The 22168-nt window shown below is 71.0% G+C and carries 18 protein-coding genes; 17 read left to right on the top strand and 1 reads right to left on the bottom strand.

The genetic code is table 11. From position 1 onward, the window contains the following. The first annotated feature begins 34 nt into the window (after window positions 1-34). Window positions 35-898, top strand: a complete 864-nt coding sequence (locus tag CW359_RS06695) for an NmrA family NAD(P)-binding protein (protein WP_105968824.1) — start codon at window positions 35-37, stop codon at window positions 896-898. Between the two features lie 43 nt (window positions 899-941). Here the strand turns inward: CW359_RS06695 and CW359_RS06690 are convergent, their stop codons facing one another. Beyond that, a complete protein-coding gene (locus tag CW359_RS06690; RefSeq protein WP_105968823.1) occupies window positions 942-2099 on the bottom strand; it encodes a YihY/virulence factor BrkB family protein in 1158 nt (385 codons plus the stop codon). A 674-nt stretch (window positions 2100-2773) separates the two neighbouring features. Between CW359_RS06690 and CW359_RS06685 the strand changes: the two genes are divergently transcribed. From CW359_RS06685 to cysD, 16 genes are all read left to right on the top strand, one after another. After that, window positions 2774-4042 carry a heparan-alpha-glucosaminide N-acetyltransferase domain-containing protein gene (locus CW359_RS06685; protein ID WP_105968822.1) on the top strand — a complete coding sequence of 423 codons (1269 nt, stop codon included), beginning with the start codon at window positions 2774-2776 and terminating at the stop codon, window positions 4040-4042. A gap of 136 nt (window positions 4043-4178) precedes the next feature. Continuing rightward, complete coding sequence (locus tag CW359_RS06680) at window positions 4179-6653, top strand: Pls/PosA family non-ribosomal peptide synthetase (RefSeq protein ID WP_232838263.1); 2475 nt, start codon at window positions 4179-4181, stop codon at window positions 6651-6653. After that, on the top strand, window positions 6650-8983 hold the full coding sequence (locus tag CW359_RS06675; RefSeq protein ID WP_105968820.1) for a non-ribosomal peptide synthetase: 2334 nt from the start codon (window positions 6650-6652) through the stop codon (window positions 8981-8983). Before CW359_RS06680 ends, CW359_RS06675 begins: the two co-directional genes overlap by 4 nt. A gap of 56 nt (window positions 8984-9039) precedes the next feature. After that, window positions 9040-10071, top strand: a complete 1032-nt coding sequence (locus CW359_RS06670; protein WP_105968819.1) for a TauD/TfdA family dioxygenase — start codon at window positions 9040-9042, stop codon at window positions 10069-10071. Next, window positions 10068-11129 (top strand): 2,3-diaminopropionate biosynthesis protein SbnB, encoded by a 1062-nt coding sequence (gene sbnB, locus CW359_RS06665; protein ID WP_105968818.1) that lies wholly within the window; start codon window positions 10068-10070, stop codon window positions 11127-11129. Before CW359_RS06670 ends, sbnB begins: the two co-directional genes overlap by 4 nt. 95 nt (window positions 11130-11224) lie before the next feature. Next, entirely contained in the window at window positions 11225-12235 is a 1011-nt protein-coding gene (sbnA, locus tag CW359_RS06660; protein ID WP_105968817.1) for a 2,3-diaminopropionate biosynthesis protein SbnA, read from the top strand. Between the two features lie 37 nt (window positions 12236-12272). Beyond that, window positions 12273-13907 (top strand): acyl-CoA dehydrogenase family protein, encoded by a 1635-nt coding sequence (locus CW359_RS06655; protein ID WP_105968816.1) that lies wholly within the window; start codon window positions 12273-12275, stop codon window positions 13905-13907. Between the two features lie 263 nt (window positions 13908-14170). After that, window positions 14171-15454: a helix-turn-helix domain-containing protein gene (locus CW359_RS06650; protein WP_105968906.1), complete on the top strand. Its 1284-nt coding sequence runs from the start codon at window positions 14171-14173 to the stop codon at window positions 15452-15454. 192 nt (window positions 15455-15646) lie between these two features. After that, complete coding sequence (locus CW359_RS06645; protein WP_105968815.1) at window positions 15647-17053, top strand: hypothetical protein; 1407 nt, start codon at window positions 15647-15649, stop codon at window positions 17051-17053. A 140-nt stretch (window positions 17054-17193) separates the two neighbouring features. After that, window positions 17194-17793 (top strand): GNAT family N-acetyltransferase, encoded by a 600-nt coding sequence (locus CW359_RS06640; RefSeq protein ID WP_105968814.1) that lies wholly within the window; start codon window positions 17194-17196, stop codon window positions 17791-17793. 46 nt (window positions 17794-17839) lie between these two features. After that, entirely contained in the window at window positions 17840-17923 is an 84-nt protein-coding gene (locus CW359_RS47290; RefSeq protein ID WP_309500612.1) for a putative leader peptide, read from the top strand. Between the two features lie 123 nt (window positions 17924-18046). Continuing rightward, the gene (locus tag CW359_RS06635) at window positions 18047-19741 is read left to right on the top strand and encodes a nitrite/sulfite reductase (protein WP_105968813.1); all 1695 of its coding nucleotides are present in this window, start codon (window positions 18047-18049) and stop codon (window positions 19739-19741) included. Further along, complete coding sequence (locus tag CW359_RS06630; RefSeq protein ID WP_105968812.1) at window positions 19738-19917, top strand: hypothetical protein; 180 nt, start codon at window positions 19738-19740, stop codon at window positions 19915-19917. Before CW359_RS06635 ends, CW359_RS06630 begins: the two co-directional genes overlap by 4 nt. Beyond that, complete coding sequence (locus tag CW359_RS06625) at window positions 19914-20624, top strand: phosphoadenylyl-sulfate reductase (RefSeq protein WP_105968811.1); 711 nt, start codon at window positions 19914-19916, stop codon at window positions 20622-20624. The genes CW359_RS06630 and CW359_RS06625 overlap by 4 nt, the downstream gene beginning before the upstream one ends. Window positions 20625-20695: 71 nt before the next feature. After that, window positions 20696-21232, top strand: a complete 537-nt coding sequence (gene cysC, locus CW359_RS06620) for an adenylyl-sulfate kinase (protein WP_105968810.1) — start codon at window positions 20696-20698, stop codon at window positions 21230-21232. Further along, a complete protein-coding gene (gene cysD / locus CW359_RS06615) occupies window positions 21229-22167 on the top strand; it encodes a sulfate adenylyltransferase subunit CysD (protein WP_105968809.1) in 939 nt (312 codons plus the stop codon). The genes cysC and cysD overlap by 4 nt, the downstream gene beginning before the upstream one ends. Window position 22168: the final 1 nt, after the last annotated feature.

The raw sequence follows: 22168 nt of genomic DNA, 5'->3' as shown, positions 1-22168 counted from the left end.
GGGCGCCCGGAGCGTGCGGCCGTTGACTGGAGGCATGACACAGAACTCGGAGAACGGGCAGAGCGGAGAGACCGGCCGGGGTGGCACGACCGTGGTCGTCACCGGGGCCTCCGGGCGGACCGGCCGCCGGGTGGCCGAGGCCCTGCGGGGCGCCGGGCTCACCGTGCGGGCGGCGTCCCGCGCGCGGGGGTTCGACTGGGAGGACCCGACCACCTGGGCGGACACCCTCGCCGGTGCCGACGCCGCCTATCTGATGTACCCGTCCGATGTCGGCTCGCCCCCCGCGACCGAGGGCGTCGGAGCGCTCGCGCGGGAGGCGGTCGGGCTCGGGGTGCGGCGGCTCGTGCTGCTGTCGGCGCGGGGCGAGGAGCAGGCGCGGGCCACGGAGGACGCGCTCAGGTCGTCGGGCGCGGAGTGGACGGTCGTACGGGCCTCGTGGTTCGCGCAGAACTTCAGCGAGGGGCCGCTGGTGGAGGGGCTGCGCCACGGTGAACTCGTCTTTCCCGCCGGGGAGGTGACGGAGCCGTTCCTCGATGTGCGGGACATCGCGGACGTCGTCGTGGCCGCGCTCGGGTCCGGGGAGGGGTACGTGGGGCGGACGTTGGAGCTGACCGGGCCCCGGCTGCTGAGCTTCCGGGAGGCGGTCGCGGAGATCTCGGCGGTGACGGGGCGCGAGTTGACGTACACGCCGGTGCCGGCGGCGGCGTACGGCGAGGCGTTGGCGGGGTTCGGGGTGCCCGCGGAGGAGGCCGCGTTCCTGGTGGAGGTCTTCGAGGGGCTGCTGGACGGCCGCAACTCCCGTCTCACGGACGGCGTTCGGCAGGTCCTCGGGCGTGAGCCGCGTGAGTTCTCCGACTTCGTACGGGAGAACGCGGCGGCCGGCGTGTGGAAGGTGTGAGACCGGAGGCGCCGGCCGGTCGGCAACCGCGGCCCGCTCTGCGTCACTTGGCGGAGGGCGGGCTCTCTCCCGTCTTGGGTGTGCTCTTCACCTGCGCCCGCAGTCGTGAGGTCACGTCCTCCGGGGGCAGGAAGCGTGACCAGCGTTCGGGGAACTCGGAGGGCATGTCCGCCGGGTCGTCGGGGTCGTCGTCGATCTCGTAGGTGCGGGCGGCGGTCATCCGGGCGACGTACTCGGCGGCCTCCTCCTCGCGGATCCGTTCGTTGGCGGCGCGCGCGGCGGCGGTGGAGGCGGCCGGCCAGACGCGGTCGATCGCCGCGTTGACGGCGGCCCCGACGAGCACGGCGAACGCGGACACGCCGACCCACAGGAGGACGGCTACGGCGGCGGCGAGCGAGCCGTAGATCGTGGCGCCCTCGACCGTCTTGGTGAGGTAGATGCGCAGCAGGAAGCTGCCGAGCACCCACATCCCGAGTGCCATCAGCGCGCCCGGGACGTCCTCGATCCACGGTGAGCGCACCGGGACCGAGACATGGAACAGCGTCGTCAGGAAGGCGATGGACAGGAGGATGACGACGGGCCAGTACAGGACCTGTACCAGCGTCTCCGACCATGGCAGGACCTTGAGTACGGCGTCCGGGCCCGCCACCATCAGCGGCAGCGCCACCGAGCCGATCAGCAGGGCGACGACGAAGAGGACGAAGGCGACCAGCCTGGTCTTCACGATGCCCCGGACGCCGTCGAGGCCGTACATGACGGTGATGGTGTCGATGAAGACGTTCACCGCGCGCGAGCCGGACCAGAGGGCGAACAGGAACCCTATGGAGATGACGTCCGGCCGGCCGCCCTTCATCACGTCGTTGAGGATCGGCTGGGCGATCTCGGTGACGCCCTTGTCGGACAGGACCGTGCGGGACGCCTCCAGGAGGTTGTTCTCCAGGCTGGTGATGGTGTCGGTGCCGGTCCAGTCGTCGACGTAGCCGAGCAGGCCGATCAGGCTCAGCAGCAGCGGCGGTACGGAGAGCAGCGTGAAGAAGGCCGCCTCGGCGGCCAGCCCCAGGATCCGGTACTCGATGCACGAGTTGACGGTGTCCTTCAGCAACAGCCAGGCGGTCCTGCGCTTCGAGACGTTCCGGTAGAGGACGCGCGCGCGGTGGAGTCGGCCGCTGGGGCTCTCGGGAAGTTCACTTGCTGCCTGCACGCCCTAACGGTATCGGGCGGGCGGTGCCCCTCTCACCCTCCGGTACCCCGGTCCGGGCCCCGCGCCCGCGCACCGCTCCCCTCCCTCCCCCTTCCCTCCCTTCCCGTGACACGGCAGAAAACGACGAGAAACCCAGCGGAAACGGAAAGGAACGATTCAGCAGAGAAATCGAATACTAATTCTGTCATGCACTCGGCGGCTATATTTCGGCGCGCCCAAGCGGAATACCGCCCGGCAATTACACCTGCCCTACGGAAAGCTCCCAGGTGAGGGCTCCGCACACGCGGTCGCAATCCGTACGAAAAGTCGTGACTCTGTAACAGGAAAGCGACATTACGCCGAGCGACCTTGACCCCTTCATAACCGGGTCGAAACAATTCGGATTGCATTCTCCGGGGCACACCCACCCAAGGGAGTGCGAAGCATCACGACACGGGGGCATCCGGGCTCCGACCAAGCCCGATCAAGCCGCGTTTGCCCTTGATCCGCACGGCCTACGTGCGGCTCGACGCCGTGCCCGGCACACCTCACCGCTTTCTTCCGCTCACCCGCCCATTCGTCCCGTACGCCATTTCTCATATCGCGTCCACCGCCACTCCCGCCCTCAGCGGCATCGCGGGCACACGGCCGACGCGAAATCCATCGTGCCCATTTGCCAATTTACGGAGCTAGCCATGCCTTTATCGACACCGCGCATAGCCGGTGTGGACGTGGCCCGCGGTGTCGCGTTACTCGGTATGTTCTCCGTGCACGTATTCGGAGCCTTCGAGCCGGACGATTCACCGACGGTCGCCTGGCAACTGGCGGGCGGCCGGTCCTCGGCGACCTTCGCGCTGGTGGCCGGGGTCGGCCTCGCCTTCACCACCGGCGGCCGTACGCCGCGCACCGACCGGGGTTCGCTGGCCGCGGTCGCCGCCCGCGCGCTGACCGTCGGTCTGATCGGGCTGCTGCTGGGCTACGCCTCGAACGCGGCCGGCCTCGAAGTCGACGTCATCCTCGCCTTCTACGCCCTGCTGTTCCTGCTCGCGCTGCCCCTGCTGGCCCTGCGCACCCGGACGTTGGCGTACGTCGCCCTCGGCCTCGGCGTGGTCGCGCCGTTCCTGGTCCAGTTGCTGCGGGGCGCGCTGCCCGAACCCGCCTTCGAGGGCGACCCGACGCTCCAGGACGTGGTCACCGACCCGGCCGGTCTCCTCGGCGACCTCCTCGTCCACGGCGACTACCCGGTCCTGGCCTGGACCGCGTACCTCTGCGCCGGGCTCGCCATCGGGCGCCTGGACCTCTTCGACCGGCGCGTCGCGACCCGCCTGCTGACCGCCGGACTGGCGCTCGCCGCCGCCTCCTGGCTGGTCTGCTCGCTGTGGCTGCTGCGCTGGGGCGGGCTCGCGCGCCTCCAGGAGAACGAGTTCCACGACGCGACCGGACCGCACGCCCGGGACGAGGCCCTGTGGGACACCCCGGACGGCGAGACCTGGTGGGCGATGGTCTCCCGGGCGCCGCACTCCACCTCGCCGTTCGACGTGCTGCACACCCTCGGCGCGGCCACCGCACTGCTCGCGGCGGTCCTGCTGCTGACCCGTATCACCGTCGTCCGGCGGGCGCTGCTCCCGCTGGCGGCTGCCGGAAGCATGCCGCTGACCCTGTACACCGCCCATGTCCTCTTCCTCGCCACCGGAGCGCTGAACGGCTCCCCCGACCTCCAGTACGCCGTGCTGGTCGCGGGCTCGCTGCTCTTCGCGGCCGGCTGGCGGTTCACCAGGGGCCGGGGACCCCTGGAGGCGCTGGTCGCGGGGGCGGCCCGGCGCGCGAAGGCGTGGGAGCGGGACCGGCGGGGGCAGGACCGACGAGGGCAGGGCGGGCGGGGGCAGGGGTCGGCGCAGGGGAGCCCGGCCGAAGCGCCCGTCGAACGATCCGACCGAACCGAGAGCCAGGACCAGCACCGCTGAGGAGTTCACCGTGGGGGGACAAGTGGGGGGAAAACCGATCGAGTTGGCGCTCATACCGCCGACCGGTCCGAGCAGGCACACATCCGGTGCCGGAGGTGACACCGAGCGGATTCTCGCCGAGGTGCTCGCCGGAGTCATGAAGACGGACGAAGTACCGGTCGACCAGCACTTCTTCGACGATCTGGGGGCCAACTCCCTGGTCATGGCGCACTTCTGTGCCCGCGTCAGGAAGCGGGACGATCTGCCGTCGGTGTCGATGAAGGACGTGTACGGCCATCCGACGATCCGGGGTCTGGCGGCGGCGCTCACCGACGCCCCGGCCGAGGCACCCGCCGCACCGCCCGCCGAGGCCCCGGCGCCCGGCAGCAGTCTGCGGTATGTCCTGTGCGGCGCGGCCCAGTTGCTGGTCTTCGCCGCGTACTGCTTCCTCGCCGGGCTGGTCACCGTCGAGGGCTACGAGTGGACCGACGCCGGCGTGGGGGCTGTTGACGTCTATCTGCGCTCGGTCGTGTTCGGCGGCTCGGTCCTCGTCGGCATGTGCGTGCTGCCGGTGGTCGCCAAGTGGGTGCTGATCGGCCGCTGGAAGGCGACCGAGTTCCCGGTCTGGGGCCTCGCGTATCTGCGCTTCTGGACCGTGAAGGCGCTGCTGCACGCCAACCCGATGCGCCTGTTCGCGGGCAACCCGCTCTACGTGCTGTACCTGCGGGCGCTCGGCGCGCGCATCGGCAAGGGCGTCACGATCCTCTCGCCCTCCCTGCCGGTCTGCACCGACCTGCTCACGATCGGCGCGGGTTCGGTGATCCGCAAGGACTCCTTCTTCCTCTGCTACCGGGCGGTCGCCGGACGCGTCGAGACCGGCCCGGTCACCCTGGGCCGGGATGTGTACGTCGGCGAGAAGACCGTCCTCGACATCCGCACCTCGATCGGCGACGGCGCCCAACTCGGCCACTCGTCCGCCCTGTTCGAGGGCCAGGCGGTCCCGGCGGGCCGACGCTGGCACGGCTCGCCCGCCCAGCCGACGGAGGTCGACTACGTCCGGGTGCCCGCGGCGCCCTGCTCGACCGCCCGCCGGGCCGCCTACGGTCTCGCGAGCCTGCTCCAACTCCTGCTGGTCTATGTGCCCTTGGCGGTCGGCGGCGGCTTTCTGCTGCTGGACCTGGCACCCCGCCTTGAGGTGCTGCTCGACCCGGACGTGGCCGACATGACCTCGGCCCGCTTCTACGCCGAGGCCCTGGGCGTGTCCGTCGTGTTCTTCGCGGCCGTGCTCGTCGTCGGGGCCGTGAGCGTGACCCTGGTCCCCCGGGTGCTGAACCTGCTGATCCGGCCGGACCGCGTATATCCGCTGTACGGCCTGCACTACGGGGCGCAGCGGGCCATCACCCGGATGACCAACCTGAAGTTCTTCCTGTGGCTGACCGGCGACAGTTCGTACGTCGTCCACTATCTGCGGGCGATCGGCTACGACCTCTCGCACGTCGAGCAGACCGGCTCCAACTTCGGTACGGAGGTACGGCAGGAGACCCCCTACCTGGTCTCCGTCGGGCGCGGCACGATGGTCGCCGACGGGTTGTCCGTCCTCAACGCGGACTACTCCGCCACGTCGTTCCGGGTCACCCGGGCGGAGATCGGGCCGCACAGCTTCCTCGGCAACCACATCGCCTACCCCTCGGGGGGTCGCACCGGCGGGAACGTCCTCCTTGCGACCAAGGTGATGGTGCCGCTGGACGGTGAAGTCCGGGAGAACGTCGGCCTGTTGGGCTCGCCGTCCTTCGAGATCCCGAGGTCGGTGGAGCGGGACAGCAGCTTCGACCATCTGCGCGAGGGCGACGAGTTCCGCCGCCGGCTCACCGCGAAGAACCGCTACAACCTGCGCACGATGGGCCTGTTCCTGTTCGTACGCTGGCTGCACTCGCTGCTCTTCACGGTGCTCGGCTTCGCGGCCCTCGCCGTGCACGGCACGCACGGCGTGGCCGCCGGTGCGCTGGTGGGCGCCTCCCTGTTCCTCGGGCTCGTGCTCACCGCCGGGTACTACGTGCTCGTGGAGCGGCTCATCACCCGCTTCCGGTCCCTGGTGCCGAGGTTGTGCTCCATCTACGAGCCGCACTTCTGGTGGCAGGAGCGGCTGTGGAAGGTGCCCGCCGCGTATCTCGTCGCGCTCAACGGCACGCCGTTCAAGAGCCTGGCCTGGCGGCTGCTGGGGGTGCGGATCGGGCGCCGGGTCTTCGACGACGGCGCCGCCATCACCGAGCGCACGCTGACGACGATCGGCGACGACTGCACGCTCGGCCCGCGCAGCATCCTCCAGGCCCACTCGCAGGAGGACGGCACCTTCAAGTCCGACCACATCGTCCTGGGCGCGGGCGTCACGGTCGGCACCGGAGCGCTCGTGCACTACGGGGTGTCGGTGGGCGACGGGGCCCAACTCGCCCCGGACTCCTTCCTCATGAAGGGCGAGGACATGCCGTGCCTGGCCCGCTGGGGCGGCAACCCGGCGGTGGCCCTGCGCAGCGACCAGATCGCACCACCCGCAAGGTCCGCAAGGGCCAAGGAGATTCGGACGACGACCGCAGAAATGACGGACACGGAAATTCCCACGGGGGCAGAACGATGAACACGATTCCACGCTGGATATCCGGCCCGGTGCCGGGCGAGAACCCGAAGAGCGGACCCCACCCGGTGTACGCCGAGTACGAAGTCCCGTTCGACGCGAGCCTGTTGAGGTCGGCCTCGTTCGAGTCCGCGCTGCTCGCCGCGCACGCCAAGGTGCTCGCCGCGCTGTCCGGCGAGCGGGAGGTCACCACCGGGTACGTGGCGGTGAAGGGCGAGCGGCCCGTGGCCCGCCGGATGACGGTCGCCCCCGGCTCCTGGCGGGAGCTGCTGGCGCTGACGGACCTCGCCGACGAGCCGGGCGGGGCGGACGAGCCGTCGTACGAGACGGTCCTCGACCCGCACGGCGGTGAACCCGGCGCGGACGGCGCCGTGTTGTACCTGAGCGTCGGTGAGCGCGCCCTGCGGCTGTGGCACCGCACCGATGTCCTGGACGGCGCGGCGGCGGCCCGGATCGCGGGCTACCACCTCACCGCGCTCTCCCTGATGGCCGCCGACCCGGACGCCGACCACGAGGGGCAGAGCCTGCTGTCCGGGGCCGAACTCGCCTTCCAGCTGGACGGGTTGGCGGGCCCCGAGCGCGAACTCCCGGACCACCGGGTGCACGAGCTGTTCGAGGAGCGGGCGCGGAAACACCCGGACGCGGTCGCGGCCGTGCAAGACGGGACGGTGTGGACCTACCGGCAGCTCAACTCCCGGGCGAACCGGCTCGGTCGGGCCCTGCTGGCGCGCGGGCTGGCCCGGGAGGACGTCGTCGCCGTGGTCACCGAGCGCAACCTCGACTGGATGGCCGCCGTGCTCGGCGTGCTGAAGGCGGGCGGTGTCTATCTCCCGGTCGAGCCGCACTTCCCGGCCGGGCGGATCACCGCGACCCTGACCCGCGCCGAGTGCGCGTTCGTCGTCACCGAGCACGGCAGCACGACCACGCTCGACGCGACCGGGACGGACGTACCGAGGCTGTACGTCGACGAGATCGCGGCGGAGGGGCACGCGGACGACGACCTCGGGGTGGAGGTCACCGCGGATCAACTGGCCTACATCTACTTCACGTCGGGGTCGACCGGGGAGCCCAAGGGTGCGATGTGCGAGCACGCGGGGTTCGTGAACCACGTCCTCGCCAAGATCGAGGACCTGGAGGTCGGCGAGGGGCAGACGGTCGCGCAGACCGCTCCCCAGTGCTTCGACATCTCGCTGTGGCAGCTGGTGTCGGCCCTGCTGGTGGGCGGCCGGACGCTGATCGTCGGGCAGGACGTGATCCTGGACGTGCCCCGGTTCGTGGACACGATCGTGCGGGGCGGGGTCAATGTGCTCCAGATCGTGCCGTCGTATCTCGAAGCGGTGCTCGCCGAGTTGGAGCAGCGGCCCCGTGAACTCCCCGAGCTGCACTGTGTGTCGGTGACCGGGGAGGCGGTGAAGCGGGAGCTGGTGCAGCGCTGGTTCGCCGCCCAGCCCGGCATCAAGGTCGCCAACGCCTACGGTCTGACGGAGACTTCGGACGACACCAACCACGAGGTCATGGACCGGGTGCCGGACGGGCCCCGGGTGCCGCTCGGGCGGCCCGTGCGCAACGTGCGCGTGTACGTGGTCGACGAGCACCTCGCGCCGGTGCCGCTGGGGGCGCCCGGGGAGATCGTGTTCTCCGGGGTGTGCGTCGGGCGCGGGTACGTCAACGACCCCGAGCGGACGGCAGCCGCGTTCACCCTGGACCCGTACCGGCCCGGTGAGCGGCTCTACCGCAGCGGGGACCACGGGCGGTGGCTGCCCGACGGCAGGCTGGAGTTCCTCGGCCGCCGGGACACCCAGGTGAAGCTGCGGGGCTTCCGGATCGAGATCGGCGAGATCGAGAACGCGCTGCTGCGGGTGCCCGGCGTCCGCGACGGTGCCGTGGTCGTCGTACGGGGCGCCCGGCTGGTGGCGTTCTGCACCGGCGCCGAACTCGGCGGCGTGCGGGAGCGGTTGGCCGAGTCGCTGCCCGCGTACATGGTTCCGGCGGCCGTGCACTGGCGTGAGCGGCTGCCGCTCACGCCCAACGGCAAGACGGACCGCAGGACGCTCACCGCGCTCGCCGAGGAACTCGGCGCCGCCGACCAGGGTGTCCAGGGTCCGGAGACGGCCGGTGAGCGGCGGCTGGCCGCCGCGTGGGCCGACGTACTCGGTGTTCCGGCCGACCGGATCGGACGGCTTGACCACTTCTTCGACCGGGGCGGCACCTCGCTGGCGGCGGTCCGGCTGTCGATCGCGCTGGACCGGGCGATCACCCACAAGGACGTCATCCGCCACCCGGTCCTCGCCGACCTGGCCGAGCTGCTCGACGCACCGGCCGCCACCGCCTGACGACGCGCCGCGACCAGGAAAAGAAGACCAGGAACAGGAAAGAGACGGAACGACACATGGCACTCTCATCCACACCCGCGACGCCGACACCCGTGCCCAGGACGGCACTTCCCGGCATCGAGCTGCTTCCCGGCCGGCCGCCGGTCCTGCACACCCCGGCCGTCGCCGACCCGGCCGAGTGGGCGGGCGCCCACCGGGACGCGCTGCGCGCGGCCGTCGCCGAGCACGGATCGCTGCTGGTGCGCGGCCTCGGACTGCGCGAGCCCGCCACGACCGGCGCCGTGCTGCGGCGGCTGGCCGACGGCCTGATGCGCGACCAGGAGGCCTTCGCGCCCCGGCGGAAGTACGCCGACGGCGTGTACTCCTCCTCCAAGTGGCCGCCCAACCAGCCGATGTGCATGCACCACGAGCTGAGCTACGCCCAGGAGTTCCCCGGCCTGCTGCTGTTCGCCTGCCTGGAGGCGCCCGCCGAGGGCGGCGCCACCGGGATGGCCGACGCGGCGGCCGTGCTGGACGCGCTGCCCGCCGAACTCGTCCAACGCTTCGAGCGGGAGGGCTGGTTGCTCACCCGGACCTTCAACGACGAGATAGGCGCGACGCTCGCCGAGGCCTTCGGCACCTCCGACCGGCCCTCCGTCGAGCGCTACTGCCGCTCCCACGCCATCGAGTTCGCCTGGGAGCCGGACGGCTCCCTGCGCACCCGGCAGCGCCGCGCCGCGATCCTGCGCCACCCGGTCACCGGCCGCCGCTGCTGGTTCAACCAGATCGCCTTCCTCAACGAGTGGACGATGGACCCGGAGGTCCACGAGTACCTGGTCGACGTGTACGGCGCCGACGGCCTCCCCTTCAACACCCGCTACGGCGACGGCGATCCGGTCGGCGAGGACGTCGTCCAGATCCTCAACGAGGTGTACACGGCGCACACCGTGCGCGAGCCGTGGCGCGGCGGCGATCTGCTGCTCGTCGACAACATCCGTACGGCACACAGCCGGGAGCCGTTCGAGGGGCCGCGCGAGGTCCTCGCCGCCCTGGCCGACCCGGTCCACCGCACCGACGTCTCCGACCCGCTCGAAGGGACAGCCTCATGACCACGAACCCTGTCACCGCCCCTGTCACCACTTCTGTCGCGGTCCCGCCGTTCTCCGTCGTCTCCGGCGAGCAGGTCCAACAGGCCCTCCGGGGACGGGAGTCGGACGTCGTCGACCTCGTCGAGGCGGTGTACCGGCTGCACGGCGCCGGGGACTCGGTGAACCCGCCCTCGTACTTCCTGCGCTTCCCGGACCGTCCGTCGTCGCGGATCATCGCGCTGCCCGCGTCGATCGGCGGGGACGTACGGGTGGACGGGCTGAAGTGGGTGTCCAGCTTCCCGGAGAACGTGGCGGGCGGGATCCCGCGGGCGTCGGCCGTGCTGATCCTCAACGACCACGACACGGGCTATCCCTTCGCCTGCCTGGAGAGTTCCATCATCAGCGCCGCCCGCACGGCGGCCTCGGCCGCGCTGGCCGCCGCCAGGCTGAGCCAGGGGCGTACCCGGCCCACCCGGGTCGGGTTCGTCGGCACCGGGCTGATCGCCCGCTACATCCACACCTATCTGGCCGCCACCGGCTGGGAGTTCGACGAGACGGGCGTGTTCGACCTGTCCGCCGACAGCGCGGCCGGCTTCCGGGGCTATCTGGAACGGTCGGAGAACGGCGGCAAGATCACCGTCCACGACAGCGCCGAACAGCTGGTCAGGTCGAGCGACTTGCTGGTGTTCGCCACCGTCGCCGCGAAGCCGCACATCCACGACGTGTCGTGGTTCGACCACCATCCGCTGGTGCTGCACGTCTCGTTGCGCGACCTCGCGCCCGAGATCCTGCTCGCCTCGGCGAACTACGTCGACGACGTCGAGCACTGCCTGAAGGCGGACACCTCGCCGCACCTGGCCGAACAGCTCACCGGCGGCCGGGAGTTCATCGACGGCACGCTGGACGACGTACTCACCGGCCGCACGAAGGTGCCGGTGGACCGGCCGGTGGTGTTCTCGCCCTTCGGCCTCGGGGTGCTCGACCTCGCCGTCGGCAGGTTCGTCCACGACGAGGTGGCCCGGCGCGGCGAACTCCGGGTCGTCGACGGCTTCTTCCACGAACTGCGCAGGCACGGCTGACCCGTCAGGGGGCCGGCGGCAGCGCCCGGGAGACCGGGCGCCGTGCCACAGATCAGGCGTGCCGAACACAGGGGCGCCACACTCAGGGGGACAACATGCCAGTCATTTCCCAACCATCGGACTTCAACGAGGACGAGCTGTACGTCGACCTGCGGGCCACCGTCGGGCTCCCCCTCTATCTGAAGTGCGAGGGCTTCAACTTCGCCGGTTCGATCAAGATGAAGGCCGCCTGCGAGATGGTGTCGGCCGCCGAACGGGACGGCAGGCTGCGGCCGGGATCCGTTCTCGTGGAGTCCTCGTCGGGCAACCTGGGCGTCGCGCTCAGTGTGCTCGCCGCCAGTCGGGGCTACGGGTTCCTGTGCGTGACCGACTCGCGCTGCAACGCACAGGCGATCCGGCTCATGGAGACGCTGGGCAGCCGGGTGCACGTCGTCGACCGGCCCGATCTGCACGGCGGCCTGCTGGGCGCCCGGATCGGCTACGTCCGCGCGCTGTGCGCCTCCGACGAGCGCTACGTATGGCTCAACCAGTACGCCAACGACGGGAACTGGCGGGCGCACTACCGCACGACGGCACCGGCGATCGCCCGCCGGTTCCCGGGCCTGGACGTCCTGTTCGTCGGGGCGGGCACCACCGGCACGCTGATGGGCTGCGCGCGCTGGTTCTGGCAGTGGAACCGGCGGGTGCGGATCGTCGCCGTGGACGCGGTCGGCTCGGTCACCTTCGGCGGACCGCCGGGACCCCGGATGATCCCGGGCCTGGGCACGAGCGTACGGCCGGAGCTGCTGGACGAGTCCTACATCGACGAGGTGATCCGGGTCGAGGAACCGGACGCGGTGCGGGTCTGCCGGCGGCTGGCCTCCCGGGGCTTCCTGTTCGGCGGGTCCACGGGCACGGTCATCAGCGGGGCCAGGCAGTGGCTGGCCCGGCACGACGGCCGCGACCTCACGGCGGTGGCCATCGCCCCGGACCTCGGCGAGCGCTACCTCGACACCGTGTACCACCCCGGCTGGCTGGAGTCCCTTCAGGCCGACCAGCACCTGGCCGACCGCGACATGGCCTCCCTGGCCTCCGACGAACTGGCGACTCTCTCCCGCCCGGCCTAGGGCGGACAGGGTGCCGCGCCACGGGTAGGTTCCCCTCATGGCAGCCAGCACCCACACCGTGACCAACCAGGCGCCGCCCCTGGTCGGATATGACGTGTTCTCCGCCGACCAGGCCCTGGTGGCGGCCGTCGAACGGCATCTGGACCCCGGGCTTCTCGACGAGGCCCGGGACGACCTCTCCTCGCTCGGGAGGTCCGCCGGGTCCGCGCAGGTGCAGGAATGGGGGGCGCTCGCCAACGAGAACCCCCCGAAACTGCGCACGCACGACCGGTACGGCAACCGGATCGACGAGGTGGAGTTCCATCCGGCCTGGCACCGGCTGCTCGGCAAGGGCGTCTCCGCCGGGCTGACGGCGGCCTGGACCCGGCCGGGCGGGCACGTTCGGCGGGCCGCCGGGTTCCTGGTCTGGTCGCAGGCCGAGGCGGGCCACGGCTGCCCGCTGTCGATGACCCACGCGGCGGTGCCCGCGCTGCGCACCGACCCGGCGCTCGCCGCCGAATGGGAGCCCCTGCTGACGTCCACCGTCTACGAGGAGGGGCTGCGGCCGGCCGACCGCAAGTCCGGGGTGCTCTTCGGGATGGGCATGACGGAGAAACAGGGCGGCAGCGACGTACGCGCCAACACGACCGTCGCGAGGCCGCTCGCCGAGGACGGGACGTACGAGCTGACCGGCCACAAGTGGTTCTGTTCGGCGCCCATGTCGGACGGTTTCCTGGTCCTCGCGCAGGCGCCCGGCGGGGTGACCTGCTTCCTCCTGCCCCGCGTCCTGCCCGACGGCACACGCAACGAGTTCCGCGTCCAGCGGCTCAAGGACAAGCTGGGCAACCGGTCGAACGCCTCCGCCGAGGTCGAGTTCGACGGGACGTGGACGCGCCGGGTCGGCGACGAGGGGCGCGGGGTGCGCACCATCATCGAGATGGTCGCGGCGACCCGGCTCGACTGTGTGCTCGGCTCGGCCGCGCTGATGCGGCAGGCGGTCGCCCAGGCCGTCCACCACTGCGCCCACCGCGAGGCCTTCGGCGGCAAGTTGACCGACAAGCCGCTGATGCGCAACGTCCTGGCCGACCTGGCACTCGAGTCGGAGGCGGCGACCACCCTCGCGCTGCGGCTGGCCGCCGCCTACGACGACGGAGGCGAGCAGGAACGGGCCTTCCTGCGGCTGGCGTTGCCCGCCGCCAAGTACTGGGTGACCAAGCGCTGCACCCCGCTGGTGGCGGAGGCCGCCGAGTGCCTGGGCGGCAACGGCTACGTCGAGGAGTCGGGCCTGCCCCGGCTGTTGCGCGAGTCACCCCTCAACTCGGTCTGGGAGGGCGCCGGGAACGTCCAGGCGCTGGACGTACTGCGGGCCATGCAGCGCGAGCCGGCTGCCCTCAACGCGTTCCTCGTGGAGGTCGGCAGGGCGCGCGGCGCGGACCACCGACTCGACGGCGCCATCAAGAACCTGCTGACCGAACTCGCCGACCTGGACGGCATCGAGGGCCGCGCCCGCCGTCTGGTCGAGCGGATCGCCCTGGTCCTCCAGGGCTCCCTGCTGGTCCGCTTCGCACCCCCGGAGGTCGCCGACGCGTTCTGCGCGTCCCGCCTGGGCGGCGACTGGGGCAACGCCTTCGGCACCCTCCCGCACAGCCTGGACCTGGCCTCCGTGGTGGAGCGGGCGCGGCCGTCGGGCTGAGGGTCCGTCCGAAAGGGGCGGCACGGGGGTGGTGCTGCGCCGACACGGCACCACCCCCGCTCGCTGGCCCCGCATGGATCGGGAGCGTGGACGCCGCGTGCGGCGTCGCCCAAGTTTCAAACACCGCAGGGCAGTTCACCAGGGTTGCAGAGGGTTGCAACTTGTCGGCAACTGTGTGCGGAGTGTGTCGCTCCGGTGCCACGGGACGGCACCATGAGACAACCGGTCAATACGTACGGGAGGACTCAGTGGCGAACCCGCCGATGGACGTCGCACAGCTCGCCGCCCGTGACGCGGCGCAGGCTGCCCGGCTGCTCAGCGACGTACGCGCGGCCCGGCTCACCGGACAGCGCCCGCGGCTCGCGCCGCGCCCGGTGATCGACCAGTCCTGGGACCGCATGCTGCGCAGCGGCGTCGACCCCGACCACGACTTCCGGGCCGGGCTGCTGACCCGCGAGGAGTTGGAGCGGCGGCGCGAGACCTCACGGCTGCGGCACGTCCTCCCGGTGCTGCGGCAAGGGCTGTTGTCGGTGGCGGACGCCAGCCAGCACATCATGGTCGTCGCCGACGTGGACGGCCGGGTGCTGTGGCGCGAGGGCTGTACGCCGGTGCTGCGCAGGGCGGACTCCCTGGGCTTCGAGCCCGGCGCCGACTGGGCGGAGGACGTCGTCGGCACCAACGGCGTGGGCACACCGGTGGTCGCGCGGCGCCCCGTACAGGTCTTCGCCTCCGAGCACTTCGTCCGGTCGCACGCCACCTGGACGTGCACGGGCGCCCCGATCACCGACCCGCGCGACGGTCGGCTGATCGGCGTGGTGGACGTCAGCGGGCCGCTGGAGAGCATGCATCCGGCGACGCTCGCCTGGGTCGACTCGGTCGCCAAACTCGCCGAGGCGGGACTGCGGGAGCGGCACCACCGCTCGCTGGAGCGGCTACGGGTGGTGGCGGCACCGGTGCTGGCCAGGCTCGGCGGGCGGGCCGTGGCCGTCGACCGGGACGGCTGGACGGCGGCGGTCACCGGGATGCCGTACACGAACCGGGTGGCCCTGCCCAAGTCGCTCTCCCCGGGCTGCCGTTGGCTGCCGACCCTGGGACTGTGCGCGGTGGAGCCGCTGGCCGGCGGCTGGCTGTTACGGGCCACCGCGGAGCCCCAGCCCCAGGGCGCCACCCGGATCGTCCTGGACCTGGGCGGACCGCGCCGCCGGTCGGTGACGGTGTCGGGCCCCGCGGGCTCCTGGACCCACGAACTGAGTCCCCGGCACGCCGAGTTGCTGTACCTCCTGGCGCTGCGTCCGGCGGGCCGCAGTGCGGCGGGCCTGGCGGAGGACGTCTTCGGCGACCCGGCCCGCACGGTGACCGTACGCGCTGAGATGTCGCGGATACGGCGGTATCTCGGAGCGTTCCTCGACCATCGCCCGTACCGCTTCAGCGCGGACACGGAAGTCACCGTCCTGCTCCCGGACGACCCCCGCGATCTGCTCCCGCACTCGACGGCGCCCACGGTGGCCCAGGGACGCGGAACCGCGCCGCCGGACGACACACAGTGACCCGACTGTGACACCGGGGTGAGAAAACGCACCCGAACGGGCGCCGGAAGCAACACAGCCGCATCGATTCCGAGGTATTCGACCAGGCCTGGCGCCCCCTGACGTACCATCCATCACACGGCCCCCCCACACTGCCCGAGCGGTTCAACGCACGGACCGTGACCAGCAGTTGGCCTGCCACGGGAGGATGTAATGAAGCATCGCGGCAGACACCGCAGGCAGAAGAGGGGCAGAGCGCTGCGCGGCGTGCTCACCGGCACCGCTCTCGCCCTCACCGCCGCGGCCACCATCGTCAGCGCCTCCCAGGCCGTGAGCAGCGACAACCCGGGGCCCCTGAAGTCCGTCACGTCCGCCGCCGAGCTGAAGAACTTCCAGCTCAAGGAACACCTGGTGACGAAGAGTTCGCTCGACCGGCTGGCCACTTCCATGGGCGGCACGGTCGGCGTGAGCACCGTCCTGGAGCACACCAACCGCACGATGCGCAACACGGCGGAGTGCGTCCGCACCGAGACCGAGGCGCTGCCCGTCGCCCCGACAGCGACCCGCGCGTACTGCTGGGACGACGCCGACTCGGCGAGCCGGCGCTGGCTGCCGCAGTCCGTCACCACCTCCGGCGACGCGGACGAGGACGGCCGCTGGGGCGCCAACCGCGTGATCCTGTCCGGCTGGACGCACAACGACGCCAAGCCGGACGAGCCCACGGTCTCCAAGGGCCTGGCCCGGGTCGCCGTGGTCGACGCGAACGACCTGAGCAACATGACGTACCGCTGGGTGCTGCTGGTCGTCCCGACGAAGGACGGCTCGGACTACCGCAAGCTGTCGTCGTCGATCTCCGGCATGGTCTGGTACCAGGACAAGCTGCTGGTCACCGCCTCGCCCACGGACTCCGACCACAACTCCCTGTACGTGTACGACATGAACCGCATCCAGCGGGCCTCGGTCGACAGCCCGGCGGTCGGCAAGGTGCCCGGCGGCTGGTCGGCGCACGGCTACGGCTATGTCATGCCCGCGGTCGCCTCGTACAGCCTGGCCGGTGGCACGTGCGACCCGAGGTCGGACGACCGCACCCCCTGTTTCGGCTCGCTCTCCCTGGACCGCAGCTCCACGCCGGACAGCCTGGTCGCGAGCGAGCAGGTGGCGGCCGGCGCCGATCAGCGCAGCCGCCTGTGGCGCTACTCGTTCAGCAGCGGGAGCGACCGCTCGGGCCTCCTCGCCACCGACCTTCTGGGCCGCGCGGACGCGGTCGAGGCCTACTCGACGAAGGCCACCGGCATACAGGGCGTCCTGTCGTACCGCTCGGCGGGCGACGAGAAGGCGGACTGGTACGTCGGCCACGCCCCCGGCGCCAAGGACCGCCACGGCACCCTGTGGCGCCTGGACTCCGAGGGCGCCAAGGCGGCCCGCTGCGGCACCGACGACGAGTCCCGCCGCTGCTGGGCCGAACACGCCGAGTCCCTCTCCTACTGGGAGGGCACGGGCGAGGTCTGGTCCCTGACGGAACGGGCAGCGGACGCCCGAGCGGGCTGGCAGGGCACCCCGATCCCGGAACGGGTGCTGTACGCGGTACCGCTTTCGTCGATCACGGGTTCACTCAAATAGCAGGGTGAGCGACAGCGGGCCTGCTTTCAGGGGCGCGGGGCTGTATTGGATCTGCGGCACCGCCGCGTGGGCGCGACCAGCCCCCACCGGACCCGCGGCCAAATCGACACCCAACCCACCCAGATGATTCCCTGACCGCCATGACCAACATCGCCGTAACCACCTGGTCCCTGGAGCAGACAGCACCAACCGACCTCCTCCCCGCCCAAGCCCCCGACGGCGACGTCAAAATCACCCGAGCCAAAGTCCCCTCCCCCGAATTCAGCCGCTACCTCTACTCCTCCGTAGGCGGCGACATCCGCTGGACAGATCGCCTGACCTGGACATACGCCCGCTGGCAGGAGCACCTGGACCGCCCCGGCGTAGAAACCTGGGTCGCCTACGACCACGGCACCCCGGCCGGCTACCTGGAACTCGAACCCCAGGACGACGGAGTCGTGGAGATCGTCTACTTCGGCCTGATCCCCGCCTTCCGGGGAAGGCGCATCGGCGGCCACCTCCTCTCCTACGGAGCCGCCCGCGCCTGGGACCTGGCAAGCCGCTGGCCAGGGCTGACGCCGACCAAGCGCGTCTGGCTGCACACCTGCAGCAAGGACGGACCGCACGCGATGGACAACTACCTCCGCCGCGGTTTCGCCCTCTTCGACACCAAGGTCGAGGAGGAGAAGGAGGTCGCCGCCCCCGGCCCCTGGCCAGGAGCACATGCCGTCTCACCCAACGAGACAGGGGCGTCCGGATGACGGACAATGCTGGACTGTGTCCAGAACGCCATGACACGCTTCCGTCATGTCTGGAACTGGGATTGCCTTGGTGAGTCGACGCCACGTCGACCTCGGCCGCATGTCCAGCGCCATCTGTCCGGCGGGCTGACGAGCCACAGCACCGCCGCCCTCTCCCCTACGCCTCAGCCTGCGCAGAGCCGCGCCAGTCTGACCATGCGCCCGTACGCGCAGGTAAGAGCCGCTTCCCGCCTGTCCCGGAGGACCTAGAACCATGGCCGCCACCCCGCAGAACCCTGCCGCCGCGCCCCGCCGCAAGGTGAGCCGTCACCGTGGTGAGGGTCAGTGGGCAGCGGGACACTTCACCCCGCTGAACGGGAACGAGCAGTTCAAGAAGGACGACGACGGTCTCAATGTGCGGACACGCATTGAGACGATCTACTCCAAGCGCGGGTTCGACTCGATCGACCCCAACGACCTGCGCGGGCGCATGCGCTGGTGGGGCCTCTACACCCAGCGCAAGCCCGGGATCGACGGCGGCAAGACCGCGATCCTGGAGCCGGAGGAGCTGGACGACAAGTACTTCATGCTGCGCGTCCGCATCGACGGCGGTCGGCTCACCACCGAGCAGCTGCGGGTGGTCGGCGAGATCTCGCAGGAGTTCGCGCGCGGCACCGCCGACCTCACGGACCGGCAGAACGTGCAGTACCACTGGATCCGCATCGAGGACGTCCCGGAGATCTGGGAGCGGCTCGAAGCGGTCGGTCTGTCCACCACCGAGGCCTGCGGTGACACCCCCCGCGTCATCCTCGGTTCGCCGGTCGCCGGGATCGCCGAGGACGAGATCATCGACGGCACCCCCGCCATCGACGCCATCCAGCGGCGGATCATCGGCAACAAGGACTTCTCGAACCTGCCCCGCAAGTTCAAGTCCGCGATCTCCGGCTCGCCCCTCCTCGACGTGGCGCACGAGATCAACGACATCGCGTTCGTCGGTGTGGAGCACCCCGAGCACGGCCCCGGTTTCGACGTCTGGGTCGGCGGCGGTCTCTCCACCAACCCGAAGCTCGGCCAGCGGCTGGGCGCCTGGGTCCCGCTGGACGAGGTCCCGGACGTCTACGAGGGCGTCATCTCGATCTTCCGCGACCACGGCTACCGTCGGCTGCGCACCCGCGCCCGGCTGAAGTTCCTGCTCGCCGACTGGGGCGTGGAGAAGTTCCGCCAGGTCCTGGAGGACGACTACCTGAAGCGCAAGCTCGTCGACGGCCCGGCCCCGGCCCAGCCCGTCGCCCGCTGGCGCGACCACGTCGGCGTCCACCGCCAGAAGGACGGCCGCTTCTACGTCGGTTTCGCCCCGCGAGTGGGCCGCGTGGACGGCACGATCCTCACGAAGATCGCCGAGCTGGCCGAGGCCCACGGTTCGGGCCGCCTGCGTACCACCGCCGAGCAGAAGATGATCGTGCTCGATGTGGCGGAGGAGCAGATCGACTCGCTCGTCGAGGGTCTGGAGGCGCTCGACCTGACCGTCAAGCCGTCCTCGTTCCGGCGCGGCACGATGGCCTGCACCGGCATCGAGTACTGCAAGCTCGCGATCGTCGAGACGAAGGCGCGCGGCGCCTCGCTGATCGACGAACTGGAGCGCCGTATCCCGGAGTTCGACGAGCCGGTCACCATCAACATCAACGGCTGCCCGAACGCCTGCGCCCGTATCCAGGTCGCGGACATCGGTCTCAAGGGCCAGTTGATGCTGAACGACGCGGGCGAGCAGGTCGAGGGCTACCAGGTCCACCTGGGCGGCGCCCTCGGTCTGGAGGCCGGTTTCGGCCGCAAGGTCCGTGGTCTGAAGGTGACTTCGGAGGAACTGCCGGACTACGTCGAGCGCGTGCTGAAGAACTTCCAGGCGGAGCGCGAGGACGGCGAGCGCTTCGCCGCCTGGGCGACGCGTGCCTCCGAGGAGTCCCTGTCATGAGCGAGCGCGCGGCCCCCTTCCACTGCCCCTACTGCGGCGACGAGGACCTGCGTCCGAACGAGGAGGGTCACGGCGCCTGGGAATGCGGAGCGTGCAACCGAGCCTTCCAGTTGAAGTTCCTCGGGCTGCTGTCCCGTGGACTTCGGCGCAACGACGGTGGAGGGGACGAGATATGACGACGGTTCAGAAAGAGCGTACGACCGACGACTTGAAGGCGCTCGCCGAGCAGGCGGGCCGTGACCTGGAGGACGCCTCCGCGCTGGAGATCCTCCAGTGGGCCACCGCGACCTTCGGCAACCGTTTCTGTGTCACCTCCTCCATGGAGGACGCGGTGGTCGCCCACCTCGCCTCCCGCGCCAAGCCCGGTGTGGACGTCGTGTTCCTCGACACCGGCTACCACTTCCCCGAGACCATCGGCACCCGGGACGCGGTCGAGGCCGTGATGGACGTCCGCGTCCTCACCCTCACCCCGGTCCAGTCGGTCGCCGAGCAGGACGCCGAGTACGGGCCGAAGCTGCACGACCGCGACCCCGACCTGTGCTGCAGGCTGCGCAAGGTCGAGCCCCTGGAGCAGGGTCTCAAGGGGTACGCGGCCTGGGCGACCGGCCTGCGCCGCGACGAGTCGCCGACCCGGGCGAACACCCCGGTCGTCGGCTGGGACGAGAAGCGGCAGAAGGTCAAGGTCTCCCCCATCGCCCGCTGGACCCAGGACGACGTGGACGCGTACGTCGCCGAACACGGCGTACTCACCAACCCGTTGCTGATGGACGGCTACGCGTCCGTCGGCTGCGCCCCCTGCACCCGCCGGGTGCTGGAGGGCGAGGACGCACGCGCCGGCCGCTGGGCGGGGCGCGGCAAGACCGAGTGCGGGCTGCACGGCTGATGGCGACCGAGCACCCCAAGGCCCCTGAGCAGCAAGCGAATTCCGCGAACCCCGAGGACCAGGAGACACCTGTGACGACCGGAGCCACCGTATGGCTCACGGGTCTGCCGAGCGCCGGCAAGACCACCATCGCGTACGAGCTGGCCGGCCGGCTGCGCGAGGAGGGCCACCTCGTCGAGGTGCTCGACGGCGACGAGATCCGTGAGTTCATCTCGGCGGGCCTCGGCTTCTCCCGCGAGGACCGGCACACGAACGTGCAGCGCATCGGCTTCCTCGCCGAGCTGCTCGCCCGTAACGGCGTCAAGGCGCTGGTCCCGGTGATCGCGCCGTACGCGGACAGCCGCGAGGCGGTGCGCAAGCGGCACCAGGAGAGCGGCGCCGCGTACATCGAGGTGCATGTGGCGACCCCGGTCGAGGTGTGCTCCGTACGCGATGTGAAGGGTCTGTACGCCAAGCAGGCCGCGGGCGAGCTGACCGGGCTCACCGGAGTCGACGACCCGTACGAGGTGCCCGAGACGCCGGATCTGCGGATCGAGTCGCAGGACCAGACCGTCCAGGAGTCCGCGGCCGTGCTGCACGCGCTGCTCACCGAGAGGGGACTGGCATGACGACGACCGTTGCCAAGCCGGCGGAGGGTACGGGCGCCCCGTACGCCCTCTCCCATCTGGACGCGCTGGAGTCCGAGGCGGTCCACATCTTCCGTGAGGTGGCGGGGGAGTTCGAGCGGCCGGTGATCCTGTTCTCCGGCGGCAAGGACTCCATCGTCATGCTGCACCTGGCGCTGAAGGCCTTCGCGCCGGCCGCGATTCCCTTCTCCCTCCTGCATGTTGACACCGGGCACAACTTCCCCGAGGTACTGGAGTACCGGGACCGGGTGGTAGCGGCCCATGGGCTGCGGCTGCATGTGGCCTCCGTGCAGGAGTACATCGACCGGGGTGTGCTGAAGGAGCGGCCGGACGGGACGCGCAACCCCCTCCAGACGCTGCCGCTGACCGAGAAGATCCAGGCCGAGAAGTTCGACGCGGTCTTCGGCGGCGGTCGGCGCGACGAGGAGAAGGCGCGGGCGAAGGAGCGGGTGTTCAGTCTGCGGGACGAGTTCTCGCAGTGGGACCCGCGGCGCCAGCGCCCGGAGTTGTGGAACCTCTACAACGGGCGGCACGCGCCCGGCGAGCACGTACGCGTGTTCCCGCTCTCCAACTGGACCGAGCTGGACGTCTGGCAGTACATCTCCCGCGAGGGCATCGAGCTGCCGGACATCTACTTCGCGCACGAGCGTGAGGTGTTCCAGCGGGCCGGGATGTGGCTGACGGCGGGCGAGTGGGGCGGGCCGAAGGACGGGGAGACCGTCGAGAAGCGGCAGGTGCGCTACCGCACGGTCGGTGACATGTCCTGCACCGGTGCCGTCGACTCGGACGCGGTGACCCTGGCCGACGTCATCGTCGAGATCGCCGCCTCCCGGCTCACCGAGCGGGGTGCCACCCGCGCCGACGACAAGATGTCCGAGGCCGCGATGGAAGACCGCAAGCGCGAGGGGTACTTCTAGC

It is taken from the genome of Streptomyces geranii, assembly GCF_002954775.1.
GTDB classification, from domain to species: Bacteria; Actinomycetota; Actinomycetes; order Streptomycetales; family Streptomycetaceae; genus Streptomyces; species Streptomyces geranii.
This window is presented reverse-complemented; position numbering and strand designations above follow the sequence as displayed.